This window comes from Flavobacterium sp., assembly GCF_044376915.1.
Lineage (GTDB): Bacteria > Bacteroidota > Bacteroidia > Flavobacteriales > Flavobacteriaceae > Flavobacterium.
The window spans coordinates 20,535-45,682 of the sequence record NZ_JBILKB010000006.1; the positions used below are offsets into that span (position 1 = coordinate 20,535).

Below are 25,148 nucleotides of genomic sequence, written 5' to 3' on the forward strand. Positions count from 1 at the left end.
CTAATAATTTATTATATCACAAAATTGTAAATTTTCTAATTTACATTTAATTAAACTCCATGTCAAGCCAACACCAAAACCTCCTAAGCATACATCATAACTTCCATTCAATGATTTACTTCCTAAATTTTCACAAATAGTTAAAGGTACCGTATTATTACTTCCATTTCCGTACTTTTCACAAATATTATTAGGCATTTTTTCATAAACTATATCCAATTTTTCTGCCAATTTTTCTAACATAAATTTATTTGGTTGATGAAAGAAATAATAATCAAAAAAATCTTTATCTAAATTTAATTTATTAAACATTTCGTTTAATAATTCTGGTACTTTAGTTTGAACAAAATTAAATACTTCATCACCTTTCATAACTAAATCATTTAAAGATCTAGAATTGCCGGCTGAATCCTCCACTAAAACTGAAGTCTCTTCACTAGAAGGTAATTTAAACCCACCAGCAGGTATTTGTAAACTTAATGCTCCGGAGCCATCCATTTTTATAAAAACATCTATAATCTCGTCATTTATAGAATTTTCAATAATTGTAATTGAAGCACCATCTCCAACTAAGGGCCTACTATTTCTATCCTTAATTGAAACTTTTTTACTTAAAACATCAGCGTTAAGAAGAACTACTTTATCAATCGACCCAGTATCCAATAACATAAATGCCTGCATAAGACCAACCTCAAAACCAGCACACCCTTGGTTAATATCCAAACATATAACATTTTCATTTAACTTCAAATTTCCAGCAATAATACTAGATGTAGAAGGAATAAATTGATCTGGTGATTGTGTACATAAAACCAATGCTTGAAACGAATCTTTTTCTAATAAATTATTGTCAAATAAGTAATTTAATCCATGGGTACACAAATCCGAAACACAAGTATCAGAATTTACTATTCTTCTTGAACCATATCCCATAATTTTTCCTAATTTAATACTCTGTTTTTCAGAAAAATTATAGTTAGAAATCTCATCTACAAAATGAATTTCATTGCTAGGTAAGACAGATAAAATACCCGATATTCTTTTATTCTTAAACTTAAGATGCATTTTTTGAAACTTGAACTAAATTCATAATTGAATCAACACTTTGAAAACTTTCTGGAACAATCAATGCTCCATTAATCTTTGTGTCAAATGCACTTTCAATATCTGAAACAATAGTTATTAAATCAAATGAATCTAAATATCCTGCATCAATGAAATTTACATTTTCCTCGAATTCAAATTCAGGTCTTGTATCTTTCAAAATTTCTATAATTTTATCTTTCATAATTTTATTATTTATAAATATCTTATTTATTAACCTATCTTTTATAAACCCATTAATCTCATATTTTTTTATCGCATTTATATTTAAAATATCCACCCATAAAGTAAACCTAACTATTTCTTTATTTGAATTTAAAAAATATTTCATTAATAAACTACCATAACCTTTTTTTCTATATTCAGGTAATACTAACCAGTATCTTAATTCTTTGGTTTTACCTTTTATTTCAGAAATCAATATAGATGCAATCTCGCCATCCTCCTTAATTATATAAGTACTATTTTTAATCTCCATTAACTCTTCAATAGTGGGAATCCTTTCTGATAAAATATCAAAATTATTTTCTAATTTTTTTTTAATTTGATAAATATCATCAAAAGAAGGGAATTGCACTTTAGTAAAATCAACATCACTATAATCCTCACTAACAGTTTTAAACATTCTCACAAATGTCTTGTAGTGAAAATTATTATTTTTAATTAACCAATTAGAAATTAAATTTTCTTGGTCTTTTTGAGACTCTGAATATACAAACTCACTTACCAATAAATCTTCTTTTTTAAAAAAATTTACTTCCTCATTAAGCCTTACTTTATCTAAGAAAAAAAACATTCTTTTAAAAAAATATCCTGTCTCTTTAAATATACAGATCACTCCATCCTGTTTCCTGAATTCATATTTACAATTACCATAATTATCAAATAATTCGGTATGATTAGAATAATAATTAGAAAAAACAGATGCTTGCAATAATTCATTTAGAAAAGATAATTCTATCATTCCAATTTCTTTTTTAATTCTAACCTATCAACTTTACCATTTGCATTAAGTGGAAAATCCAGTTCAATAAACCATTTAGTTGGAATCATATATTTAGGTAATGTATTCATTAAGCTTTTTCTAATCTCTATATTTGAAATATCTCCTATATAAAAACCTACAATTTGTTTCAAAGTATCATCATATAATACACATGCATTTTTTACACCTTGCACACCTTGAATTGCCGTTTCTATTTCGCCTAATTCAATTCGGTAACCCATATGCTTAATTTGAGAATCTTTTCTACCCATGAAAATATACTCTTCTAATTCATTCTCATATACCAAATCTCCTGTTTTATATATAATATCAGGATATAAATTATGTAACGGATTTTGAATAAATGCACTTTTAGTTTTCTCGGAATCATTATAATATCCAAACGCTAAAGAAGAACCTCTTACACATAATTCTCCTATTTCTCCTCTTTGCACTAATTTACCCTTCTCAGATAAAATTAAAATTTGAGTATTTTTACATGCTTTACCAATGGGCAAAGATTCATCATCATTAAATTTTCTATCTACAATATAGTAAGTACAATCTACAGTGATTTCAGTTGGCCCATAAAGATTAGAATATAATGCATTTGGACATTTATTTCTCCAATAATTTAAATGTTTATTAGACATTGCTTCACCAGCAAATAAAATTTTATTAAGATTAGTAGGTAAAATGGATGAGAAAGCATCGAAATTTGAAACACTATTTAAAACTGAAGGCACCCAGAATACAAAATTTATTTCTTTTTCATTTACATATTCAATTAATTTAATTGGAAAAGTAAACTTATCTTCGGGAATAATATTAAGGGTTGCCCCAGAAGCAAGCATTAAATAAATATCTAAAGTAGAATTGTCAAAATAAAAAGGCGCTTGATTTCCTATAATTTCATTACTTGTAACATTGTATGTTTGTATTGCCCACTCTATATAATCCATAACACCTCTATGAGAAATCAAAACTCCTTTTGGTGTTCCTGTCGAACCAGATGTAAATATTGAATATATTGGATCTAAGTCAATTATGGAATTTTTAATTTTAGACAGCCTAATTATTTCATAATCAGAAATATATAAATCCAATACATTCTCAATAGTAATTATTCTTCCTTGATAACCGATTTCAATTAATTTAATTTCATGTTCTTTATCAGTTATAATACACTCAGATTTTAATGCTTCTAATATTTTTAGAGTTCTTTCTACAGGGGATTTAATATCTAAAGGCACATAAAAATTTCCTGATTTAATAATACCTAAAAAAGAAACTACAGACCATCTACTTTTTGGAATGTAAACTGGAATTGGTTTTCTATATTCATCCGAAAAATTAAGAATTGAAATAGCAACTTTGTCTGAATTAATATTTAACTCATTAAAAGTTAATGTGCTTAGATTATCATCAATAGCTACTTTACTTGAAACCTTATTTAAGGTTTTTTCAAAATATTCAATAAAATTACACTCCATAATTAATTATTTCCTTTAAAAGCTTCTGCTGAAACTGAATTTTCTGAAGTTATACCTTCTCGTTTAAACACTTTTTTTATTGTCAAAGATATAATTTTACAATCTAATAAAAATGATACATTTTCAACATACCAAACATCATATTCAAATTTTTGTTTCCAACGTATTGCATTTCTTCCATTTACTTGTGCCCATCCTGTAATTCCTGGTTTTACTTGGTGCCTATTTTTTTGTGTTTCATTGTATAAAGGCAAATATTCTGGCAACAAAGGTCTTGGACCAATCAAACTCATCTCTCCTTTTAATACATTGATTAATTGCGGTAATTCGTCTATTGATGTTTTCCTTACAAAGTTACCAATTTTTGTTAAACGTTCTGAATCAGGAAGTAAATTTCCATCACTATCCTTTTTATCATTCATTGTTTTGAACTTTATTATTTTGAATAGTTGCTCGTTTTTACCTGGACGTAATTGAAAAAAGAATGGTTTGCCTTGGTTGGAAATAAATAATAGAAACGTAACAATTATCAAAATTGGAAATGCAATTATAATAATCATAAATGAAACGAAAAAATCTATAAATGATTTAAGAACAGTTCTATACATTTTATTTATATACTTTTAATGGTAATGCGCTAAGAATGAAAAACTGTATTGCTTTTTTATTACTTCTTATTAAAGAAAAATTATGTCTTAAAATTATATATATTCTGGTAAAATAATTTTTAGTATATAATTTATAAATCTTGGCTTCTTTTGATTGAGTTGGCAATAATTTAATAAAGCCTGAAGATTGAAAATAATACCAACCATTTATAATTAATTTTAATCTTTCTTTTATTGCATATAATGAGAAAGAATTTAATTGACCATGTACATTTGTATCATGTATTCTGTATAATATAAAAGCTCTGTTGTCTATAAATACTCTTAAATTATTTGTTCTAGCAATAAAATAAACAAACCAATCATGAGAAAAAAATTTCCAATTTATATAATCTACTTTGTTAACATACTCTTTAACTAAATAGACTAATTTTTTAGTCATAACATAGGTACATCCTGCACTACCTCCTTCAAACAGGTAATCATATTTTTTTTGTTGATATGATTTTTTAATTAATGATTTAGTTTTCGATTCTTGATTCCAAAGTATTAAATTTGAAAAATACAAATTTGAATTCTCTGTTCTCAATTTTTGTCCAGCTTCAAAAAGTTTGTTTGGCAACCAAATGTCATCTTGATCTGCAAAAGCAATGAAATCATATTTTTCAATTTCATTTTCATCAATGTTTGTTAATGCTTGAAAAAAGTTATTTGCTGCGCTACCAGTTGGTATACTGTTTTTTTTAATTTGGATTTGATTTGCGTTAGATGAATACTCTGAAACTAAAAATTCTAATGTTCCATCATTGCTACAATCATCATAAATATTTATTGAAACATTTACTCCTTCTTGAGTTAAAATAGAATCAATTTGCTCTTTAATGTATTTTATTCCATTATAAGAGGCAAGAACTACTAAAATATTCATTTATATATTTTAATAATTCTTAAAACCAAGTTAATACTCAAATTTATTCTCCATTTTAATTTACTTAGTAAATCAGCTCCTCCTTCTTTAGTAACATTATTATCGTGTCTTCTATAAAATATTAATTTTTTATCAATATAAACGACCTTACCAAAAATAATGGAACATGCACCAATCCACCAATCATGCATTGCCAATTTTTTTGGAAAAGGTAAAATAAAATTCTTCGCTTCTTTTCTAAAAGCCATGGAACAACCTATAAAATTATTTTGAATAATGTTATTTAATAATTTATCAGTAAAATTATTTTTATAAAATTCTCTATAAATAGTATTACCATCTTTATCAATCAACTGAAGATTACTTATTACCAAAGTCGTTTTGTCATCTTTTGAAAACACACATATATATTCTTTAACTTTGGAGGGCTCCCAAATATCATCTTGATCAGATAAAAAAATATAATCTCCTTTTGAATTGTTAATAACAAATTCAAAATTTTTAACTACATTTTTGAAATTATTTTTAAATATTTTAATTCTAGAATCATTATATGACTCAAGTATACTAATTGTATTATCTGTTGATCCATCATCAGAAATTATAATTTCATCATCTTGCTTTAACTGAGGTAAAATAGAATTTAATTGTTCTTTAATATATTTTTCCCCGTTATAAACGGCTAGACATACTGATATCATTTGATAATATTTTTTTGAAACTCTATCAGTCTAGAAAAAACCACTAAACTAATTAATATCATTGTTAAGCCAATAGGATTATTCATATAGGGATTGGTAAATGATTGCAAAATAATAAATATTACACTTAATAAAAAAGGCAATGCAATTCTTTTATAGTCTTTATTATTAATTTTAAAGTAAAGATTGAATATATAAATAAATAGACATAGCCAGAAAGAAACACCTATAAATCCTTGCTTATGAAAAATCTCAAGAAATGACACTTCCATATGAATAGGTCTTGATGGAACTCCAATTCCAAAACCATTTCCAATTATAAAAGTCAACGGATTTACTCTATCTATAACCTCAAAAAAAGTTATAAATCTAATCATATCTGAATTAGATTTATCTCCTAATGTTTCAATAATAATTGGCACTACTATAATTGAAGAAATAAAAGTTGATCCCAAAAATATTAATTTCACTATTATACTTTTATTAATAAAAACATAGTAAAAAAGAGCAATTAGAAGCGTAAATAGTATAAATCCTCTTGTTAACGTTAACAATACACTTAAAAGCATCAGTAAGGCTAAAAATTGATTTAAAGAACCTTTTGACAATAAGAAAAAAAAATAACCCACACATAAATATAGAAACCCTTTATAAAAAAAAAACAAATCATTCCTAAAGATTATTTCTCCTATAGCGTTCTGTTTATTGTAAAATGTAACAAAATCAATAATTCCAAAAAAAAGTAAGGTTAAAACACTAAAATATGATAATGCTAAAAATAAAGCTCCATTCTTTATTATTTTACTAATCTGCATTATGTCATCTATATTAGTAATAACAGAGAAAAAAAAAATCAAAATATAAAAAAAAATCAATGGCTTAATATCTTCTAAAATATCGATGGCATTCGCATTATTTGCATACCCAACTCCAATACTTAGCAAAGATAAAACAGTGAAGGATAAAAGTATTATTACTAAATCTTTTCTTAACACTTTTTTTATACCAAAATAAAACACCCCTAAAAATATTGCCAAAACATATAAAAACATTCTAAATGTTAATGAACCTATTTCCAAATAATGACCGCTTCCACCTACAACTAATTCATATAGTAAGGGAATAAAAATAAATTTTAAAATCGAACTAAATTTTAAATTAATTAACTGAATCACTTGAAATTTGAAAAAATACGATTAATAGAATATTTATAATAATCAGCATTATTAAATCTAATTTGTTTAATAATTTTAAAAAACAATCTTAATCTAAAAACAACCTCTCCCAGAAAACCTTCTTCTTTGATGAATAAATATTCTGAATTTAACATTTTTTTGTATCTATCAAAAGAAACATTATCTTCAAAATTAATTGACACAGATAAATCTTGTTCTATTGAACTTTTCATCAAAAAAACAAACTTACCATCTTTATATATTTTTCTAAAATACCAATGATCTAACATATCTAAAGAAAAATCAATATTAAATCCATCAACCGAATTCATATAATCTGTTCTCAATAAAGTTCCTGAATTTATCGCTGTTATTGGTAATTTAACTATTCCTTCTTTTAAATTTATTGGACGACATATTCCACCCACAAACATTTTAGCAGGCGATATTAGATTGTTATTTCTAGACACTACTTTTGGAATAATTGCAACAACTTGATTTGAAAAGTTATCAAACCCTTTAGAAAACAATTCATCTATATAAAATTGAGAAATAAGAGTGTCCTGATCCAATAACAACAACCATTTTTTATTTTCAAATAATGCTCGATTCAATGCATTATTATATGCAATTGCTAAACCTGGATTCAGAATATCATAATAATATGTGATATTCAACTTATCATATATAAATTTTTCTTTTTCATATTGAGGGATTGGACTATTATCAAAAACAAATACATCTATACTACTTGAAAGGCATTTATTTAAAGATTGTATTGTCTTTGAATCTTCAAGATTAGTTTTATATAAAACAATGACTATAAATATATTGTCTGATATATTCATTTAAATTTACTTTAAAACTTAACTTTTATTGACATATTCTAATCTATTAAGAAAAAAATTTATATATGTATCTCATAATTTTTCTTAGTGGTTTAACAACAAAATTACCCACTTTATATTCAAACGAATTAGCATAATTTAAATATTCAAATGTTAAAGTTGGATCAAGAAAATTTTCAGAAAAAATTTTCTTGTGATTCGTCCAAAGTTGTTTTCTTAAGATTCTATTCTTTTCATCGTCAAGTGATCGTGCCATAGAATCAATTCTAATTCTGTAAAAAAAAAGCACTTTATCGATCTTAAATACTTCACCACCTAATTCTAATAAAGATAGCCAAAAATCCCAGTCTTCTAATCCAAATTTCATGTTTTCATTATAACCGGAAGTAAGATTGTAATCCGATCGTCTAAAAAACCCACTACAAAAGATTATATTTTGACCTAATATTTTTTCTATTGAAAAGTCTGGAAGCAACCATTCTCCAGATTTAACACCAAAAAAATTAGCCCTACAATAAACAATTTTTATTTGATCATTACTTTCTAGCTCCTGTACTGCTATTTTACAATATTCACTAGAAATTTTATCATCGGAATCCAAAGGAAGTATATATTTACCATTACTTAAATTAATTCCGGTATTACGTGCCGAACTAAGACCTCCATTTTTTTTATAAACATATTTGATTCTAGAATCTTTATCACAATATAATAATGCAACTTCTTCTGTATTATCTATTGAGCCATCATTAACAACAATACACTCCCAATTTTGATAATCTTGTCCAATAACACTATCTAATGCATCATTAAGAAATCGACCTTGGTTATAACAAGGTATGATTATGGAAATTAATGGATTTTGCATTTTTTTAAACTTTTTAACTTATTAACACATTGCTTAAAAGAACCTATAAAATATAAAAAATTAGTATTTCTAATATGAAAATTCAACAACAGACATATAAATTGAAAAATACTTCCATTTAAATAAACGTTAATTAATAATTTATTATAAAACAATAAGTTTAATATCTCTCTTTTTAAAGAAAAATCATTTTTAAAACTTCTTTCCCAAAAATACATTCTAACTTCATATATACTTTCCTCAAATTTAAACTTCTTATCAATATTCAAAGTTTGTGAAGCGGATTCTTCTAAAATTCTATAAACAGCACTTATTTCGTCTATATAATGAAATTTAGAATTTTGCGCGAAATATAACCAAACTGGTAAATCCCCCATAAGCCAATTATGCTTTGATGGCTTAATTTCATTGATAAAATTTATCAACAGCTCTTTTTTAAAACAAGTAGTAAGTGTTCCAATATGATACCTTCCAAGAATTAATTCTTTATAACAATTTTCAATATTATGTTTTTTTTTAGATAGAAATTTAAATTGATTTGTTGATTGAAAATAATTTTTAAAATTAGTGTGTACTATACCATATTCAAGATTGTTTTCTAAAAAATCAACTTGTTTTTGTAATTTATTAGGATCAATCCAATAATCGTCTCCTTCGCAAATTGCAATATATTTACCTTTTGCCTGATTAATTACAAAATCACTATTAGCATGCATTCCAATATTTTTCTCATGTCTAAAATATTTAATTTTATTTCCATTGGGATGACTATTAATTATATCGGTGACAATTTTAGAAGTATTATCTGGTGAACAATCATCTGCAATTATTAATTCAAAATTAAAATTACAATTCTGCATTAGGACACCTTCTATGGCTTCTCTAATATATTTCCCATGTAAATATGTTATCATATTCACAGAAACTAATATTTGACTATTGTTAATCATTATTTAAAATTCATTACTTAACTACTGTATTGATTATATTACAAATTTTAAATAAAATTTCTTGGTCAATTTCTTTATATAAAGGCAAACATAAAATTCTTGGAGCAATATCTTCTGATACTAGCATTTGAGATTTTATGTTTTTTTCTTGTATGAATGAAATTGTGTTTAATGATGGATAGAAATAACGTCGTGGAAATATTTGTTCTTTATTTAATTCTTCTAATACTTTTAGTACGACTTCTTCAGATTCAAAAATAACAGGATAGTAACTAAAATTCCAATTGGTATTTTCTCTAATTTTTATATTGACCAAATTTGTAAAATCTAGATTTTGTAGATAATATTCAACCACATTTCTTCTTGAAGCAATAATTTCATCAATATATGGAAAAACTGACAGACCCATAGCTGCTTGTAATTCAGATATTTTTCCATTTATTCCTAGACCGTAAAAATCAATCGGTCCATTATGTCCAAAATTATGACTATAAAAAAGTTGGTGTCGTAACTCTTCATTTTGACAAAAAATAGCGCCGCCTTCACCTGTATGGAATAATTTTGTAGCATGAAAACTACAAGTACTAACATCTCCAAAATTAAACAATGATTCTCCATTGTAGGTCACACCAAATGCATGAGCCGCATCGTAAATAACTTTTATATTATATTTTTTTGCAATAGTTTCTATAGCCTCGATGTTACATGGATTACCATAAACATGAGTTGCTAATATACATGTTGTTTTATTCGTAATAGCTGCTTCAATTTTTGTTTCATCAATAGTCAAATATTCAGGATGTATATCTACAAAAACAGGACTGCAATTTTCCCATAAAATTGCTGAAGAAGTAGCTACATAGCTAAATGGTGTGGTAATAATTTCTCCCTTATCACCTAATATCTTTAAAGCAATTTGAATAGGTATTGTGCCATTATTCATCAAAATAATATTAGGGACACATAGGTATTGCTTAAGTTTATTTTCTAATTCAACTACTAGTTCTCCTCTATTTGTCAACCACTGGTTCTTCCAAATTCGTTTCAACTGAGATGTATATTCCTCTATAGGCGGGAAAAATGTTTTAGTAACGTTAATCATTTTTTAATAATAATTTGATTGAATTCATTTAATGATTTAAATTTTAGTAAAAATGCAAAAATTAAAAACATTAAAACTCCAAAGGTTAATCCAAATAATATTCTAATAATATCTTGATTTAAAAACCAAATATGGCTATGATCAATTATCGAAATAATAAAACCAATTACAGCAGCTAGTAGAATTATTGGAAATAAATCTTTTATTTGGTCAATCGCACTGTAAGCTATTAGTTTATTAGTATAATATGTATTTACAAAGAAAGCTAAAATTGATGATATTATTCCACCAAATAACAATCCATATATACCCCATTGTAAAGAGATAATAATAATTAGGGTTAGTATAATAGTTTTAATAATTTCTAATTTAAGAAATAAATCACTTCTACCCTTTACACTTAAAATATTAAGATTGTAAGCATGAACCGGATATAAAATTCCATTAACACATAAAACTTGAAAATAAGGTACTGCAGGCAGCCATTTATCAGTAAATAAAAATCTAAAAATCGGCTCCGCTAATACTGCTGAAAATATCAACATTGGGGCTACAATAAATATAACCATCTGCAAAATTCTACTATAAACTAATTTTAATCGTTGATCTTCATCCTGTATTGATGCCAAAAGTGGATAAGTTACTTTATCTAGAATTAATATTATATTTGAAACAGGAAACTGCTTTAAGGTTTCTGCTCTTTGATAATATCCAACTTGTGAAATTGCAAAAAATCTACCTACTATGATTGAAAAAATATTATTAAAAATAGTATCTAATAATCCAGAAAACAATAACTTATATCCAAAATTCCAGTGCTTTTTAATTTTTTCATATTTTATAGATAAACAAGGTGTCCATTTTCCAAAATACCACAACAATATTGTAGAAATGAAAGATTGTGATAATGTACTAAATACCAAACTCCATATTCCATATCCATTGTATGCCATATAAACTCCTATAAAACTGCTCAAGAGAGTTGAAGGTACGCTGATAAAAGTTTGCAATTTAAATTTTAATTGCTTAGTTAATTTTGTTATCTGAATTATACTCAATGCATTAATAAAAAAAGTAATACTATAAACTCTTATAATATATGTTAAAATTTCTTGTTTATAAAAATCAGATATATGGGGAGCTAAGAAAAAAACAATCAAATAAATTATAATACTAATAAATAGATTAAAATAAAAAACTGATGAATAATCATCATCATCTAAATCTTGAGTTCTCATTAAAGATTGACTCATTCCGCTATTTATAAATATATTTCCTAAACTAATAAATACACTTATCATTGCTATTAATCCAAATTCTTTTGGCATTAGTAACCTTGCCAAAATAATGGAAACTAAAAATCCTACACCTTGAACACTAAACTGTTGGACAAAGGTCCAAAAAATACCTGATAATGCTTTTCTTTTTAAAGACATTTAATTTGTTATATTCTTTTTAAAAAAACTTAAATTACAAATCTTAAATCAGTCAAAAACCCAGCTAACATTTCTTCAAATGCAACTCCTTTTGCTTTTATAAAAATTCTTTATGCAATGTAAAATAGGCCGAAAAACTAATTGAATCAAAGCTACTAAATAGCATTTTATCTAATTTTTTTATTTCAATAACCAACTTGATGATTGTATTTTATCCCCCAATCCGTCTAATAATGTTATACCTAATGTTTCACAAATGGGTGCTTCGGGTATGGAATTATTGTTTTGGTCTCCGCCATTGGCAAAAGCCAGTTGGTAGTCGTTATGTAATTGTTCGTGTATATTTTGAATGGTAGAACATACCGTTCGGTCTTCGTCAATAGAGAGAAACACTTGGTCAACACTTTTGATGTTTGACACAATAAATACGCGTTCGTCTTCTTGTTGAAATTCTTTACTGCCTTTTAAAGCACGTTGTTTGTCGTTATTGACAATTACAATAAGGCAATCGCCCAACGCTTTGGCATTATTGAAATATTCAATATGTCCTTTGTGGATGGGGTTGAAATATCCGGATACAATAATGGCTTTTTTCATGAATTTGGTGTTGGGACTTTTGATTACGAATTAAAAATTATGACTTATGAATTTTATCTGCGCTCTATTCGGCTGTTCCCTGAGTCAAATCTTCAAATTAACTCCCCGCAATTTCCTTAAAAACTCTTCTTGCGATCAAACCCAATAGGGTTAAAAAACCGGCTAATATACCACCTAATAGAAATCCTTTCGCTTTTCCGAATTGTTCTTTAGGCAAAGGTAAAATAGGTTGGTCGATAACTTGTATTAATGGGGTTTCTTTACGAAGGGTAACTTTGGCCATTTCAGTTTGTTTTATTAACTCACTAAAAATTGCACTATTTGCCTGTACGTCCACTTGTCGTCTAGCGGAAGGCAAGCGTTTTACATTTAGAGCCGGATTAAGACCGAACGTATTGTCATTGGCTATAGCTACTCCTGTCATAGCGCCATTGAGCTCCCCACGAATGGAATCCGTTTGGCGTACTAAGATGTCCATATTTTCTTTCGCGCGTTTGCTTTTGGTTTCGATGTAGAAATCGGTTACCGTGTTGGTTAGTGCTAAGTTAAACTGTTGGGCAAAGTATTCGTTGGCACCTTTCATGGTAATCGTACCAATGGCTACTTTTTTGTCTTTTTGTTCTACAGTTAATGCGTTTTTAGATAAATCGTTATATATCACTCCAAAAATACTGTCTTGTGATCTAGTGAATTTAGTTCTATCCGTATTGGGTAAAAATGTAATATTTTTTAATGCTGGTTTTTCTTCCCATTTTTCACGCCACTTCTTATCTTGTATGTACATTTCAGCCAAGGAAATGGTTTTATTGTTTTGAGTTACCGGTGCTAATAAGGTTTGCTCTACCATAGCGCGCGATTTAAACAATTCCATTAAGTTAGCTCCTGAAAAAGCACCACTATTACCACCTGCTCCATCAATGTCGAAGCCAAATGAACTGGCCAAACTGCCCAATCCGCCACCTGCAGCTTTACCATCTTCTAGCGCATAGGTTAGCGTAGCAGTGTATACCGGCTTTTTATAAAAAGAATAGCCCAATCCTGCTAGCGCTCCAATAATCCCAGCCAGGACAATTGTTTTCCACTTGGATAGTAAAAACGTGTACCATTCTTTTGCTTTAAGCAAAAGTTCTTTAAGGGTGATTTCGTCGTTTGGTGTTTCCATATCTATTTCCGCTAAGACGCAAAGGCGTCAAGGTTTTAATTTATTTTGGTTTTTTTTAATGTTGAATAACGAATGTTGAATAACGAATTTTCAAATTGACTCATCGGCTAATTGGCTAATTGACACATAACCTACAATCGCCAATAATTTTTAAATTCCTTTTTATTCATTACGCCTTTGATGTCAAAAAGAAGGGTTTCACCATTTGATAATTTTTCGAATTCGAGGGGTGTCATATTTCGGTATTGGGCATGACCAACTGCTAAAACAATAGCATCATAGGTGCCCGAGGGCTGAGATTGCAATGCTACGCCATAATGTTGTTGTAATTCAACAGGGCTTGCATTAGGGTCTATAGCGTCTACTTCAATCGAATAATCTTGCAACTCTTTGATCAAATCAATAACTTTCGAATTTCGAATATCGGATACTTCTTCTTTAAATGTAACACCCATGACTAATACACGTGCCTTTCCTGGATTCTTACCCAACTCAATAAGTGTTTGTGCTACTTTTTTAGCGATAAACGTGGGAATAAAATCGTTTACCCTACGCCCTGCTGCAATTACTTGCGGATCAATTCCTATTTTCTTGGCTTTGTGCATTAAATAAAATGGGTCAACACTAATACAGTGTCCGCCTACTAAACCCGGTTGGTACTTGTGGAAATTCCATTTGGTGCCCGCGGCTTCCAATACCGCTTGGGTATCGATATTCATTTTGTCGAAAATGATGGCCAATTCGTTCATCAACGAAATGTTAATGTCACGCTGCGTGTTTTCAATCACTTTGGCGGCTTCGGCTACTTTGATGGACGGAGCTTGGTGCAAACCGGCTTGGATGATAGCACCATATACACTAGCAATCTTTTCAAGTGCTTCGGGACTGTTTCCCGAAACAATTTTTAGTATTTTCCGAACCGTTCGTACTTTATCTCCGGGGACAATTCGTTCGGGACTGTAACCAAAATGAAAATCAACACCAGCAGTTAAACCGCTGTATTTCTCCAATACGGGCACACAGTCCTCTTCGGTACAACCTGGATACACTGTAGATTCATACACTACCGTATCGCCCTTTTTTAAGATTTTTCCTATGCTTTGTGAAGCACTCAACAACGGCTGTAAATTGGGCACTTTATTTTTATCAATGTCTGTAGGCACTCCAATAATGTGGAAATTGGCATTACTTAGGTCTTCATAGTTGGATGTAAACGTAATGTCGGCATGTTCAAATGCCACTGAAGTCAACTCATTAGAAGGATCAATACCTTGCTGCATTAATGCGATGCGCTCTTTGTTGATGTCAAAACCAATAACCTTGAATTCCTTTGCAAATTCTAACGCTAAAGGCAACCCGACATAGCCAAGCCCTGTTACAGATAATATGATGTTTGTATTTTGTTTCAAGTTTCGGGTTTCAAGTTTATTAGCGTGTTGTTGTTCGAGATTCATTGTTCGTTGTTCAAAATTTAGCTAATTAGTTTTAATGTTGAATAACGAATGTTGATTAACGAATATTGAGATAGTATTATTGTCTAATTGACTAATAGACTCATTAACTCCACGGCTTCGCCCGGTCAGTCCCATTTTACGAACTAACTACGGTGGTTGCATGCCCCCTTAGGGTTTAATTATTCTTGTTCAAAAACCAGCAAACCATCGCCTTCAAATCGTGTGGTGACTTGAAAAATGATGGTTTTTTGAATTTCATTTTCTATTTTCTCTTTCAATTGCTCCAAATAGTGTTGGTGGATTACCCCACCTTCAATCACTACTTCTAACAAACCTGAATCAATTCCTTTTGCGTAATCGCCAATCAAAAAAACGCGTTTTACTTCGCCGATTCGACTGACCACAGCGTCTATTATATCATCCAGCCCAATGTGCTTTCGGACAATTTGTTGCAACAACGAAAAAAATGGGTGTTGCTTGTTAGCCCGATAAATTACTTTGGCTTCGTGCTCTTCCCGTAAGATGTAGCCCGCTTCGGCCAAATTATTCAATTCTTTACGAATCGCATTGGTGTTTTCGTGCATTTCAGTAGCTAATCCTCTCAAATAGCCTTCATTGGCTGCATTGACGAAAAATTTCACCAGCAAACGCAAACGGGTTTTTGAAGTAATGAGATTGGCTAACACAAATTTGATTATTTTGAATAACAAAAGTACTCAATATATTTTTATTTCAAACTTTTTTTGAATAAAAATGAGGCTTTACAGCTTATTCGATTTCAAAAAATAGTTGAAGGTCTTGATGTTTTGTTTTAATTGGTCTTTTGTTGTTTTAGAAATGGTGATTTTTTTCACCAATTGATCTTTGTACGTTACTTTTAAATAGTACCGACGGTAGATGTTTTTATTGCCAAAACTGATCCATTTCAACAACGCAACATCGTGAAATTTTAGGCTTACTTTTTTTAGCAAAGCCCATTGCTCTTTTGGAATAATGGATTCAAATATGGGTATCAAATCGGGTGCATTCATGGGTTATTCTATTGGGACTCAAAATTCAATAATACCGAAATATCGTACAAAGATACTCACAATTTGTAAAGCACGAAAAGTTCGAGTTGGGTCAATTTACAAAAACTACCATAAAGTTAGGCTAAATAATTGAATAAAAAACATTCAAATAACTCTAAAACAACAGAGTATATTGTAAAAATAATCAAAAACATAAATTTTAGTTTTTGTATATTTGCTTCATATAAGACAAAATATGTCACAACAAATTAAAAATAAGGTCGCTCGATTGCACGGTTTGCATAAATTATTGCAACAAAACGTCGTTACATTGTTAGAAATACAACAATACTACAAACAGGAAGGACTGCAAAAAAGTATGCGGCAAATTCACCGGGATCTACACGAGGTAATGCTACTATTAGCACCCACAGAACAAATGGCATCGCACTATGTGGGAAAAACAAAATATTATCAAATCCATCGAGATACACCATTAGATAAAGCAGTTGAATTTTCAGAAGCAGTCCACCTACAAACCAATTTTTATGTTCCAAAATGGAATGACATTGATTTAACACAGTTGCAATTGATTAAAGATGCCATAAAAACGGGGCATGTAATTCAAATCGGAAAATTAAAAAATGACGAAACGGGCGATAACTTTTCGTTTACTACGAAACAAATTCAATTGATTCCCGTGAGCATTATTACCCATCGAAACAGTTATTTTGTTGGGGGATACAATACAAAAGAAAAAGTGGTTGTATTTTATAGTATTCGGCAGTTGGTTAACCTAAAGACCCTTCCGCTGAAATGCACACCTGCATCCTATCAAAAAATGGTGCAATTGGAACTAAATGCTCGTTTTGGAATTACCAAAAACATCAATTCCGAACAGTACACGATTCGAATTGAAGTTGCCAATGTAGTGTCCGAATTTTTACAAAACCACAACTGGCATCCCTCACAACAATTCATCAAAAAAAGAGGAAAAACAACCCTATTGTTAAACTGCGGCATCAACCGGGAATTGATGGGATGGTTGTTGCAATGGATGTATAATATTAAAATTATTGAGCCTCCCGCTTTAAAAAGCTATTTTGAAAAAACACTTCAAGAAATTACAGCGGTTCATACCGCAAAGAAAACTTTGGTCTATCGGAATATTTTTAATTCGGAAAGGGTGTGACGTTTATTTTTCCAACGTCAGTAAAATCCCTAACGATTCCAAAACCAATTGGATTTTAGAATTGGTCGTACTTTTAACAATCCCTTCCTGTCCTTTAAAAGGTCCTGCAGGCACAACCAAGGTGTCGCCTCGTTGCAATGTAGTTTGTACTACAGTAGTGTAGTCTTCGGAGAGGTATTCTTTTAGCGTTTCAATTTCGATCGCACGGATGATAGCGGGTTGCCCCAACCAAAACACATAGCGAACAACTCCTGCCACTTGAAAAACAATATTGCGCTGGGCGGCATCCAAACAAACAAATACATAAGAAGGTAAAACCGGTGCCGTTACTTTTTTCTTGCGATCGCTCCATTGCTTTAGGGTGGTCACAACCGGGCAGTAGGCTTCAATACCCATAGCATTCAAACTATCGGCTACTTTTTTTTCGTTGCGGGGTTTGGTGTAAATGGCATACCAATTCATGGAGGCAAATATATAATATTCACTACTAATAAACACGTGCAATCTAACAAAGTTTTTATTATATTTGCAGCACAAAAACCATTATCATTCAACACATGAAGCGTATATTATTTGTTTGTTTATTAGGTGTATTTAGCACTTTTTCTTTTGGACAAGAATTTTTAAAAGGTTCTGATTTAAGTCAAGTGAGAGCCGCTCAATTTTCAGAGGCAGAAATTGCACAAATTGGAAAAGAACTCAAAGCCAACCAAATGACCATAGAACAAGCAGAACCTTTAGCGTTAGCAAAGGGCATGTCAGCTTCCGAATTCACACAACTAAAAGTTCGTTTGCAATCCAATACAGTGGTTCCTACCGAGGTTAAGGAAGAACAAAAAAAAGGAGCTGGAACTACCCAAGAAGGAAGTGTTTTAGCTGCAAAAAATGCCGTTGTTTTTGGCTCAGAGTTGTTTACTTCCAAAAGTTTATCGTTTGAACCCAATCAAAATATGCCAACACCCCCTAACTATATTTTAGGCCCTGGGGATCAATTGGATATTAATGTATATGGGGTGCAACAATTTGGTTGTTCGGCAACCCTTTCAAAAAACGGAACCGTAAACATTCCAAATGTAGGTGAAGTATTTTTAAGCGGACTCGCTTTTGAAGCAGCCAAAAATAAACTACAAAAACAAATCGGAAGAATATACAGTACATTGGCCTCAAACGGAAGTAAGTTGTCGGTTAGTGTTTCTAATTACAGAACTATTTTAGTAACCATTATTGGGGCACAACAACCTGGCAATTACAGACTAAGCGCCATGAGTTCGATTTACAATGCCTTGCATGTTGCTGGCGGTCCTAGCGACATAGGAAGTTACCGAAAAATCGAATTGATTCGAAATAATAAAGTTATCCGTACCATTGATTTGTATCGTTTTTTAACCAAAGGCGATCAAAGCGACAATGTTTCATTAACCGATAATGATGTCATTCGCATCCCAAGTTACGACGCAAGAATTACCTTGGAAGGCGAAATCAAACGCCCTGGTATTTTTGAAGTGATAAACGGAGAAAATTTACAAAACGTCATCAATTATGCTTCGGGCTTTACCGAAAATGCTTATAAAAACAGAATTTTAGTCAAGCAAAAAACCAGCACCGAGTTAAAAGTTACCGATTTAAACGAAACCACTTTTGGAGCTTATGTTCCCAAATCCGGAGATTTAATAAGTGTGGACAAAATATTAGACCGTTACGAAAATAGAGTACAAATTAAAGGGGCAGTGTACCGCCCAGGAGAATACAGTTTGCCGCTATCCGGTACCATGACCATCAAGGATTTGGTAATAAAAGCAGACGGTGTAGCTGAAAATGTGTTTTTAAGCAAAGCTTCGCTAGTACGTCAAAAGGAAGATTTGACCAAAGAATACATCAGTTTCAATTTACAAGCAGCACTCAATGGAGACGCTGCGGCCAATATGACACTTCAAAAAGAGGACATTGTGATGGTGTTTTTCAATCAAGAACTACTAGACAGTTACAAAATATCTATTGACGGTGAAGTAAGAAAACCGGGCACTTATGGGTATGTTGCCGGCATGACATTGTATGATTTATTATTAGAATCTGAATATTTTACAGACAAAGCAGCCAGTACAGTTACTGTATTTCGTAATAAAAAAGATACTACATACAACCCCAAAGACCAGGAAAAAATTGTATCCTTCAACTTGACAATTGACCCCAAAAACCCTGAAGCCGCAGCTGCCTTTGTTATGGAAGCACAAGATCAGGTAGAAGTGCGTCGCATTGTTACTTTTGAAACCCCACAAATGGTTACCTTGAGTGGAGAAGTATTGTATCCTGGTGGTTATGCCATCGTTAAAAAAGAAGAACGCGTGTTGGATTTCATAAACCGAGCGGGTGGATTATCGGACGAAGCCGACAAAGAAGCCATTAGAGTAGTTCGAAATGGATTAAACATTCCTATTGATTGGAAAGCCATCAACCGAAATCCGAATCGTACCCGTAATTTGGTCTTACAACCGGGAGATGCCATACAAATTCCTAATAAAAGTTATACCGTAACGATTTCTGGAAGTGTAATGTTTACTACCGAAGTACCATATAAAAAAGGGAAGGGCGTAAAATATTACATCAACAACTCGGGAGGAACTACAGAGAGAGGTTGGTTGAAAAAAGTATATGTTGTGCATGCCAATGGTTCTGCGAGTACTAGTGGTTCGTTTTTTGGTATTCGAAATTATCCAAGAGTATTACCGGGTAGTAAAATCATAGTTCCTATGAAACCAGAAAAGCAAAAAACAAGTACGGGAGAAATTGTAGGTATTTCGAGTGTACTAGCCAGTTTAGCAGGTATCCTTTTAGCCGTATTCAAATAACAAAAAAAAGTCCCGATAAACATCGGGACTTTTTTTTATACTTCACGTTTTATTTTCCAATCGCTTTATAAACAAAACCAATCTGCTCCAAAGCTTTTTGGTCTAAGACATTGCGTCCGTCAAAAACAAAGGCGGGTTTTAACATGCCTTCGTAAATTTTTTGCCAATCATAGGACTTGAATTCGTCCCATTCGGTCAATACTGCAATTGCATGTGCTCCTTGGCAGGCATCATATGGATTTGGATACGCTGTTAGGAGTTTTTGATTATCCACAGCTGTACGGGATTCAAGATAGTCCAAATCGGCGTACATTTGCTGCACTTTCACTTTCGGATCATAAACCGCAATTGCTGCTTGTTCATTTAACAAATCATCAGCCACATAGATGGCTGCAGATTCTCTAGTATCGTTGGTGTCTTTTTTGAAAGCCCAACCCAAAAAAGCAATTTTTTTACTGGCTACCGTATTGTATAAAGTCGAAATGATATTTTTAGCAAATCTTCGCTTTTGGTGGTCGTTCATGATAATTACTTGCTCCCAATAACTGGCCACTTCTTCCAAACCGTAAGATTTGGCAATGTAGACCAAGTTCAAAATATCTTTTTGAAAACAAGAACCTCCAAAACCTACCGATGCTTTTAAGAATTTTGGTCCAATTCTACTGTCTAATCCAATGGCTTGCGCCACTTCATTGACATCGGCACCCGTTTTTTCACACAATTCACTCAAGGCATTGATTGATGAAACCCGTTGGGCCAAAAAGGCGTTGGCAGTAAGTTTAGACAATTCAGAAGACCATAAATTAGTGGTCAAAATCTTTTCTGTGGGTACCCAATTGGCATAAATTTCTACTAAAGCTTGTACAGCTTTTTGTCCGTCTGAAGTAGTATCGCCACCAATCAATACACGATCGGGATGAAACAAATCGGCCACAGCCGTTCCTTCTGCTAAAAACTCGGGATTGGATAATATTTGGTACCGCACACCGTTACCCGTATTGGTTAAAATTTCTTTGATAGCACTAGCTGTTCGTACGGGAAGTGTCGACTTTTCCACTACAATTTTATCCGACTTGGCAACTTTGGCAATTTGACGAGCACACAATTCAATGTATTTCAAATCGGCCGCCATCCCTTTACCTGCACCATAGGTTTTAGTGGGTGTGTTTACTGAAATAAAGATCATTTCGGCTTCATCAATGGCCTGATCGACATTGGTGGAGAAAAATAAATTTCGTCCTCTTGCCTCTTGCACAACTTCAGCCAAACCCGGTTCGTAAATAGGCAAGTCTTCCACATTAGCACTGTTCCAGGCGTTGATGCGGTGTTCATTTACATCTACCACAGTTACTTTAATGTGCGGACATTTTTGTGCGATGACAGCCATAGTAGGTCCTCCTACATATCCTGCTCCAATACAGCAAATATTTTTTATGGTCATTTTTATCATTTATTGTTGACAACTGCAATCGGTATGCTACCCATTACAGCTGTCAAATTTAAGACAATATTTTATCTTGGCCTCAAATTTAAAAAATTAATATGTTGCAAGTATGGAAAGAACCGAAGTAGAATCCTTTAAATTTTTATGGAATTGTAATATTCAATGGTCTTCAAGACTGCAGCTTGCGTGTTTACTGGCATTTTTTCCAATTGTAAGGTATCTTTAATTTTATTGCAATTGACAATGCGTGACTGCGATTTCTCAAAAAGCTTTTGGGTATTGAAACTCCATTGAAAAACATTCCCCAATTTAGCAATTAGGTTCAACAGTCCTCTTGGAACCTTGTAAATGCTTGCTTTTTTTTCTAATACTTCGGCCATCCAATTTACAAATTGTATGGAATCGATAGGCTCTTCATCTGCAACATTATAAATTCCCGAGGCAAATTCGGGATTTTCTGTGATGCGATAGATGATTTCAGTTAAATTATCGATATGACAAAAAGAATGTTTGGCATCTAAGGCACCATAAAACCATGGAAATGTTTTGCAATGTATGAACGTATTGTGTAATATACTTTTAGTTTCTCTTCCATACAATGGCGCTACTCTTAAAATGATGGCGCGTTTACCCGCAGGCAATTCTTGTTTTTGTATGAATTGCTCGGCATCGTATTTTGATTTCAAAAAAGGATCTGTAGGTTGCACTGCTGAAGCTTCAGTAATATGAGTAAGTTGCTTATCTGCCAGAGCGGTAGTACTAATAAAAATAAATGTTTTGGCTTTAGAACTCATAAAATACCGAAACAACTTTGCCGTAAGCTCGGTATTAACTCTAAAATATTCTTCGTCAAAAGCACTATCCTGCGGATTTTGATTGATGGCCGCCAAATGAATAATTGTTTCAGTTTCTTGTGGCATCATTTTGTACCAGTTTTGAAAACGCAACGAAATCGATTTGTTTTTCTTGGATTTGAAATCGTAAAATTTAGTTAGGTTTTGACCAATATACCCTGTGGTTCCTGTCAATACTATTAGGCTCATTATTGTTTATTTGGAGCGCTAAATTACAAAATAATATATGTTGATTTATTATTTAGTGGTAAAATAAAAACACTAAACCATACTAATGCATTAAAAATCAATATTTTAAATTAGTAAAAAATTAAAAATATTAGGGTGTGATTTAAAAAACAAAAACATCAGTACATAAAAAAACCCTGAAAAGCAATATTACTTTTCAGGGTTTATTCTGATTTGATCGCCTTATAGAAAGTATTATAAATTGAAATACAATTCGATCGAATGTTGGATCATATTATTACCTACAGTATTTTGCTCTGAAGCAAATTTTCCTAAAGTTTGTAGTCTAATTCCGTAGATGTCATTAATTTGATACCCTATAGACACACCTGTATTTACGCTTTTATTTGGCGTACCATCGGTCCATGAAGCTCCAACACCTACAATTGGTTCAAGGGCATATTTACTTGGCAATTTGAACCAATTTGCTACATTGTAACGCGCATTTAAATCTACACCAAAATACGCCATATTTACGGCAATACTTTCTCCATTTTGCATCACATCTTTGTTTAGTCTATTCAATGAAAACTCAGAAGATATTGAAAACTTAGAATTATAAAAATATTGTGCGGATAATTTAGAAACACCCATCGTGGCATTCCAGTTGGAAACGTCTACAAAATTATTATCAATTGTATTGGTGTTGTCGATAAAGTTTGCACCTACACCTATAACCCATTTTGATTGTTTTTTTGTTTCTTGAGCAAAAGTAACTGATGCTACCATTAGCAATGCTAAGACTACTACTTTTTTCATTTTACTATTCGTTTAGTGATTAGGCTGCTAATTTAATAAAAAAAAATAATTACAAGCCTGTTTTTGTAATTTATAATACTAAAATTTAAAAAAAAGAGTTAATACCTATCAAAAAATATTTGCTATTTCACTGAAATCTGTTATGAATGTATAAGGGATATTTGTTTTTTTTGTAAATTATTAACTCATTAATTTTATACCATTAATATCAATTAACTTTTTTACAGGATTGCAATATGAAAATTATAAAGTGGGATTATCTTACGATGCTATTAACTTAAAAATCGGAAAATCGGGAGGTACCTTTGAATTGGGATTGGATTACCAATTTGATTTAGATGCTCGCAAATGTTTTGGTTGTCAAATCAACGAATAAAATTATTGTTTGATAGACGTTTCAAAAGGTATGCGGTGTAGTAAACTTCTACCTAAGGTTATCTCATCAGCGTACTCCAATTCGTCGCCAACAGAAATACCTCGAGCAATCGTTGACATCTTAATCGTAAAGTCTTTGAGTTGTTTGTAAATGTAAAAATTTGTGGTATCGCCTTCCATAGTTGAACTCAAGGCAAAAATAATTTCAGAGACACTCCCCCCTTTCACCTTTTCTACTAATGAAGTAATTTTCAATTGCGAAGGTCCGATGCCTTCAATTGGAGAAATCTTCCCCCCTAATACATGGTAGACCCCTTTAAACATATTGGTGTTTTCAATGGCCATTACATCGCGCACATCCTCTACCACACAGATAATAGAAGCATCACGAGACGCATTGGAACAAATAGCACACATTTCTTCATCAGAAATGGTGTGACATGTCATACAAAATTGAATGTCTTTGCGCATCGTTGCCAAAGCATCTGCTAAAGCTTCGGTTTGATCGAGCGGCTGTTTGAGCAAATGCAATACCAATCTAAGGGCAGTACGCTTACCTATTCCCGGTAATTGTGCCATTTCATTCACGGCGTTCTCTACTAATTTTGAAGGCAATTCCATTTCACAAAAGTAACAAATTTTCGGCGTTAGATTATTTGAAAATGTGAAGATTATTTGTGTAAATTGCTACCACTAAAAATAATCAGAAAAATGAGTCCATTTGCCATATTACTATTAATCGTTGTTTACTTTGGTTTGTTGTTTGTTATTTCCCACCTTGTGAGTAGAAAAGACAGTGGAAATGATGCTTTTTTTAAAGCCAATAAAAACTCAAAATGGTATTTAGTGGCCTTTGGAATGATTGGAACAGCCTTGTCGGGTGTTACTTTTATTTCGGTTCCAGGCGAAGTAGGCAATCCTGATTTGCAGTTCAAATACTTCCAATTTGTTTTGGGGAACGCCATAGGTTTTTTAATCATTGCCAAAGTGTTGTTGCCCTTATATTATCGCATGAACCTTACCTCTATC

At 31.3% G+C, this 25,148-nt stretch carries 25 protein-coding genes and 1 pseudogene; 4 read left to right on the top strand and 22 right to left on the bottom strand.

Features of this window, described 5'->3' with window-relative positions:
- The 17 genes from ACIQ6Z_RS01235 to ACIQ6Z_RS01315 all read right to left on the bottom strand — a co-directional run bounded on the left by ACIQ6Z_RS01235 (window position 1) and on the right by ACIQ6Z_RS01315 (window position 16,442).
- Window positions 1–1,065 carry a 3-oxoacyl-ACP synthase III family protein gene (locus tag ACIQ6Z_RS01235; RefSeq protein WP_396209122.1) on the bottom strand — a complete coding sequence of 355 codons (1,065 nt, stop codon included), beginning with the start codon at window positions 1,063–1,065 and terminating at the stop codon, window positions 1–3.
- Complete coding sequence (locus tag ACIQ6Z_RS01240; RefSeq protein WP_396209123.1) at window positions 1,055–2,068, bottom strand: GNAT family N-acetyltransferase; 1,014 nt, start codon at window positions 2,066–2,068, stop codon at window positions 1,055–1,057. Before ACIQ6Z_RS01240 ends, ACIQ6Z_RS01235 begins: the two co-directional genes overlap by 11 nt.
- A complete protein-coding gene (locus tag ACIQ6Z_RS01245) occupies window positions 2,065–3,582 on the bottom strand; it encodes an amino acid adenylation domain-containing protein (RefSeq protein WP_396209124.1) in 1,518 nt (505 codons plus the stop codon). Before ACIQ6Z_RS01245 ends, ACIQ6Z_RS01240 begins: the two co-directional genes overlap by 4 nt.
- Window positions 3,583–3,584: 2 nt before the next feature.
- On the bottom strand, window positions 3,585–4,190 hold the full coding sequence (locus ACIQ6Z_RS01250; protein ID WP_396209125.1) for a sugar transferase: 606 nt from the start codon (window positions 4,188–4,190) through the stop codon (window positions 3,585–3,587).
- A gap of 1 nt (window position 4,191) precedes the next feature.
- A complete protein-coding gene (locus ACIQ6Z_RS01255) occupies window positions 4,192–5,118 on the bottom strand; it encodes a glycosyltransferase (protein ID WP_396209126.1) in 927 nt (308 codons plus the stop codon).
- Window positions 5,115–5,819: a glycosyltransferase family 2 protein gene (locus tag ACIQ6Z_RS01260; protein WP_396209127.1), complete on the bottom strand. Its 705-nt coding sequence runs from the start codon at window positions 5,817–5,819 to the stop codon at window positions 5,115–5,117. Before ACIQ6Z_RS01260 ends, ACIQ6Z_RS01255 begins: the two co-directional genes overlap by 4 nt.
- Window positions 5,816–6,994, bottom strand: coding sequence for a hypothetical protein (locus ACIQ6Z_RS01265; RefSeq protein WP_396209128.1), 1,179 nt, complete (start codon window positions 6,992–6,994; stop codon window positions 5,816–5,818). Before ACIQ6Z_RS01265 ends, ACIQ6Z_RS01260 begins: the two co-directional genes overlap by 4 nt.
- The gene (locus ACIQ6Z_RS01270; RefSeq protein WP_396209129.1) at window positions 6,991–7,842 is read right to left on the bottom strand and encodes a hypothetical protein; all 852 of its coding nucleotides are present in this window, start codon (window positions 7,840–7,842) and stop codon (window positions 6,991–6,993) included. Before ACIQ6Z_RS01270 ends, ACIQ6Z_RS01265 begins: the two co-directional genes overlap by 4 nt.
- A 46-nt stretch (window positions 7,843–7,888) precedes the next feature.
- Window positions 7,889–8,710, bottom strand: coding sequence for a glycosyltransferase family 2 protein (locus ACIQ6Z_RS01275; protein ID WP_396209130.1), 822 nt, complete (start codon window positions 8,708–8,710; stop codon window positions 7,889–7,891).
- A complete protein-coding gene (locus ACIQ6Z_RS01280; protein WP_396209131.1) occupies window positions 8,695–9,660 on the bottom strand; it encodes a glycosyltransferase family 2 protein in 966 nt (321 codons plus the stop codon). The genes ACIQ6Z_RS01275 and ACIQ6Z_RS01280 overlap by 16 nt, the downstream gene beginning before the upstream one ends.
- 13 nt (window positions 9,661–9,673) lie before the next feature.
- Window positions 9,674–10,762 (bottom strand): DegT/DnrJ/EryC1/StrS family aminotransferase, encoded by a 1,089-nt coding sequence (locus tag ACIQ6Z_RS01285; RefSeq protein WP_396209132.1) that lies wholly within the window; start codon window positions 10,760–10,762, stop codon window positions 9,674–9,676.
- Window positions 10,759–12,198 (bottom strand): lipopolysaccharide biosynthesis protein, encoded by a 1,440-nt coding sequence (locus ACIQ6Z_RS01290; protein WP_396209133.1) that lies wholly within the window; start codon window positions 12,196–12,198, stop codon window positions 10,759–10,761. The genes ACIQ6Z_RS01285 and ACIQ6Z_RS01290 overlap by 4 nt, the downstream gene beginning before the upstream one ends.
- A gap of 180 nt (window positions 12,199–12,378) precedes the next feature.
- Entirely contained in the window at window positions 12,379–12,795 is a 417-nt protein-coding gene (locus ACIQ6Z_RS01295) for an adenylyltransferase/cytidyltransferase family protein (RefSeq protein ID WP_396209134.1), read from the bottom strand.
- 97 nt (window positions 12,796–12,892) lie between these two features.
- Window positions 12,893–13,957 carry a Wzz/FepE/Etk N-terminal domain-containing protein gene (locus ACIQ6Z_RS01300; RefSeq protein WP_396209135.1) on the bottom strand — a complete coding sequence of 355 codons (1,065 nt, stop codon included), beginning with the start codon at window positions 13,955–13,957 and terminating at the stop codon, window positions 12,893–12,895.
- Between the two features lie 131 nt (window positions 13,958–14,088).
- Window positions 14,089–15,411, bottom strand: a complete 1,323-nt coding sequence (locus tag ACIQ6Z_RS01305; RefSeq protein ID WP_396209136.1) for a nucleotide sugar dehydrogenase — start codon at window positions 15,409–15,411, stop codon at window positions 14,089–14,091.
- A gap of 179 nt (window positions 15,412–15,590) precedes the next feature.
- Entirely contained in the window at window positions 15,591–16,097 is a 507-nt protein-coding gene (locus ACIQ6Z_RS01310) for an ArsR family transcriptional regulator (RefSeq protein ID WP_396209137.1), read from the bottom strand.
- 75 nt (window positions 16,098–16,172) lie between these two features.
- Entirely contained in the window at window positions 16,173–16,442 is a 270-nt protein-coding gene (locus tag ACIQ6Z_RS01315) for a hypothetical protein (RefSeq protein WP_396209138.1), read from the bottom strand.
- Between the two features lie 235 nt (window positions 16,443–16,677).
- On the opposite strand from ACIQ6Z_RS01315, the gene ACIQ6Z_RS01320 reads away from it, so the two are divergent.
- Complete coding sequence (locus tag ACIQ6Z_RS01320; RefSeq protein ID WP_396209139.1) at window positions 16,678–17,613, top strand: WYL domain-containing protein; 936 nt, start codon at window positions 16,678–16,680, stop codon at window positions 17,611–17,613.
- A gap of 3 nt (window positions 17,614–17,616) precedes the next feature.
- On the opposite strand, the gene ACIQ6Z_RS01325 is transcribed toward ACIQ6Z_RS01320, so the two are convergent.
- Entirely contained in the window at window positions 17,617–18,075 is a 459-nt protein-coding gene (locus tag ACIQ6Z_RS01325; protein ID WP_396209140.1) for a UpxY family transcription antiterminator, read from the bottom strand.
- 95 nt (window positions 18,076–18,170) lie between these two features.
- On the opposite strand from ACIQ6Z_RS01325, the gene ACIQ6Z_RS01330 reads away from it, so the two are divergent.
- A complete protein-coding gene (locus ACIQ6Z_RS01330; protein WP_396209141.1) occupies window positions 18,171–20,459 on the top strand; it encodes an SLBB domain-containing protein in 2,289 nt (762 codons plus the stop codon).
- A 49-nt stretch (window positions 20,460–20,508) separates the two neighbouring features.
- Here the strand turns inward: ACIQ6Z_RS01330 and ACIQ6Z_RS01335 are convergent, their stop codons facing one another.
- The 3 genes from ACIQ6Z_RS01335 to ACIQ6Z_RS01345 form a co-directional block, all read right to left on the bottom strand.
- Complete coding sequence (locus ACIQ6Z_RS01335; protein ID WP_396209142.1) at window positions 20,509–21,900, bottom strand: UDP-glucose 6-dehydrogenase; 1,392 nt, start codon at window positions 21,898–21,900, stop codon at window positions 20,509–20,511.
- A gap of 137 nt (window positions 21,901–22,037) precedes the next feature.
- The gene (locus ACIQ6Z_RS01340) at window positions 22,038–22,946 is read right to left on the bottom strand and encodes an NAD-dependent epimerase/dehydratase family protein (RefSeq protein WP_396209143.1); all 909 of its coding nucleotides are present in this window, start codon (window positions 22,944–22,946) and stop codon (window positions 22,038–22,040) included.
- A gap of 234 nt (window positions 22,947–23,180) precedes the next feature.
- Window positions 23,181–23,744 (bottom strand): hypothetical protein, encoded by a 564-nt coding sequence (locus ACIQ6Z_RS01345; RefSeq protein WP_396209144.1) that lies wholly within the window; start codon window positions 23,742–23,744, stop codon window positions 23,181–23,183.
- Between the two features lie 250 nt (window positions 23,745–23,994).
- Between ACIQ6Z_RS01345 and ACIQ6Z_RS01350 the strand changes: the two genes are divergently transcribed.
- The gene (locus ACIQ6Z_RS01350) at window positions 23,995–24,120 is read left to right on the top strand and encodes a hypothetical protein (RefSeq protein ID WP_396209145.1); all 126 of its coding nucleotides are present in this window, start codon (window positions 23,995–23,997) and stop codon (window positions 24,118–24,120) included.
- 2 nt (window positions 24,121–24,122) lie between these two features.
- Here the strand turns inward: ACIQ6Z_RS01350 and recR are convergent, their stop codons facing one another.
- Window positions 24,123–24,740, bottom strand: coding sequence for a recombination mediator RecR (gene recR / locus ACIQ6Z_RS01355; RefSeq protein WP_396209146.1), 618 nt, complete (start codon window positions 24,738–24,740; stop codon window positions 24,123–24,125).
- A 90-nt stretch (window positions 24,741–24,830) separates the two neighbouring features.
- Between recR and ACIQ6Z_RS01360 the strand changes: the two are divergent.
- Window positions 24,831–25,148, top strand: a pseudogene (locus ACIQ6Z_RS01360) (sodium:solute symporter); the annotation flags it as partial.

Coding starts and splice junctions, on each gene's coding strand:
- ACIQ6Z_RS01235 (WP_396209122.1), bottom strand. CDS start 1,065: ATGCATCTTAAGTTTAAGAATAAAAGAATATCGGGTATTTTATCTGTC.
- ACIQ6Z_RS01240 (WP_396209123.1), bottom strand. CDS start 2,068: ATGATAGAATTATCTTTTCTAAATGAATTATTGCAAGCATCTGTTTTT.
- ACIQ6Z_RS01245 (WP_396209124.1), bottom strand. CDS start 3,582: ATGGAGTGTAATTTTATTGAATATTTTGAAAAAACCTTAAATAAGGTT.
- ACIQ6Z_RS01250 (WP_396209125.1), bottom strand. CDS start 4,190: ATGTATAGAACTGTTCTTAAATCATTTATAGATTTTTTCGTTTCATTT.
- ACIQ6Z_RS01255 (WP_396209126.1), bottom strand. CDS start 5,118: ATGAATATTTTAGTAGTTCTTGCCTCTTATAATGGAATAAAATACATT.
- ACIQ6Z_RS01260 (WP_396209127.1), bottom strand. CDS start 5,819: ATGATATCAGTATGTCTAGCCGTTTATAACGGGGAAAAATATATTAAA.
- ACIQ6Z_RS01270 (WP_396209129.1), bottom strand. CDS start 7,842: ATGAATATATCAGACAATATATTTATAGTCATTGTTTTATATAAAACT.
- ACIQ6Z_RS01275 (WP_396209130.1), bottom strand. CDS start 8,710: ATGCAAAATCCATTAATTTCCATAATCATACCTTGTTATAACCAAGGT.
- ACIQ6Z_RS01280 (WP_396209131.1), bottom strand. CDS start 9,660: ATGATTAACAATAGTCAAATATTAGTTTCTGTGAATATGATAACATAT.
- ACIQ6Z_RS01285 (WP_396209132.1), bottom strand. CDS start 10,762: ATGATTAACGTTACTAAAACATTTTTCCCGCCTATAGAGGAATATACA.
- ACIQ6Z_RS01290 (WP_396209133.1), bottom strand. CDS start 12,198: ATGTCTTTAAAAAGAAAAGCATTATCAGGTATTTTTTGGACCTTTGTC.
- ACIQ6Z_RS01295 (WP_396209134.1), bottom strand. CDS start 12,795: ATGAAAAAAGCCATTATTGTATCCGGATATTTCAACCCCATCCACAAA.
- ACIQ6Z_RS01300 (WP_396209135.1), bottom strand. CDS start 13,957: ATGGAAACACCAAACGACGAAATCACCCTTAAAGAACTTTTGCTTAAA.
- ACIQ6Z_RS01305 (WP_396209136.1), bottom strand. CDS start 15,411: ATGAATCTCGAACAACAACACGCTAATAAACTTGAAACCCGAAACTTG.
- ACIQ6Z_RS01315 (WP_396209138.1), bottom strand. CDS start 16,442: ATGAATGCACCCGATTTGATACCCATATTTGAATCCATTATTCCAAAA.
- ACIQ6Z_RS01320 (WP_396209139.1), top strand. CDS start 16,678: ATGTCACAACAAATTAAAAATAAGGTCGCTCGATTGCACGGTTTGCAT.
- ACIQ6Z_RS01325 (WP_396209140.1), bottom strand. CDS start 18,075: ATGAATTGGTATGCCATTTACACCAAACCCCGCAACGAAAAAAAAGTA.
- ACIQ6Z_RS01330 (WP_396209141.1), top strand. CDS start 18,171: ATGAAGCGTATATTATTTGTTTGTTTATTAGGTGTATTTAGCACTTTT.
- ACIQ6Z_RS01335 (WP_396209142.1), bottom strand. CDS start 21,900: ATGACCATAAAAAATATTTGCTGTATTGGAGCAGGATATGTAGGAGGA.
- ACIQ6Z_RS01340 (WP_396209143.1), bottom strand. CDS start 22,946: ATGAGCCTAATAGTATTGACAGGAACCACAGGGTATATTGGTCAAAAC.
- ACIQ6Z_RS01345 (WP_396209144.1), bottom strand. CDS start 23,744: ATGAAAAAAGTAGTAGTCTTAGCATTGCTAATGGTAGCATCAGTTACT.
- recR (WP_396209146.1), bottom strand. CDS start 24,740: ATGGAATTGCCTTCAAAATTAGTAGAGAACGCCGTGAATGAAATGGCA.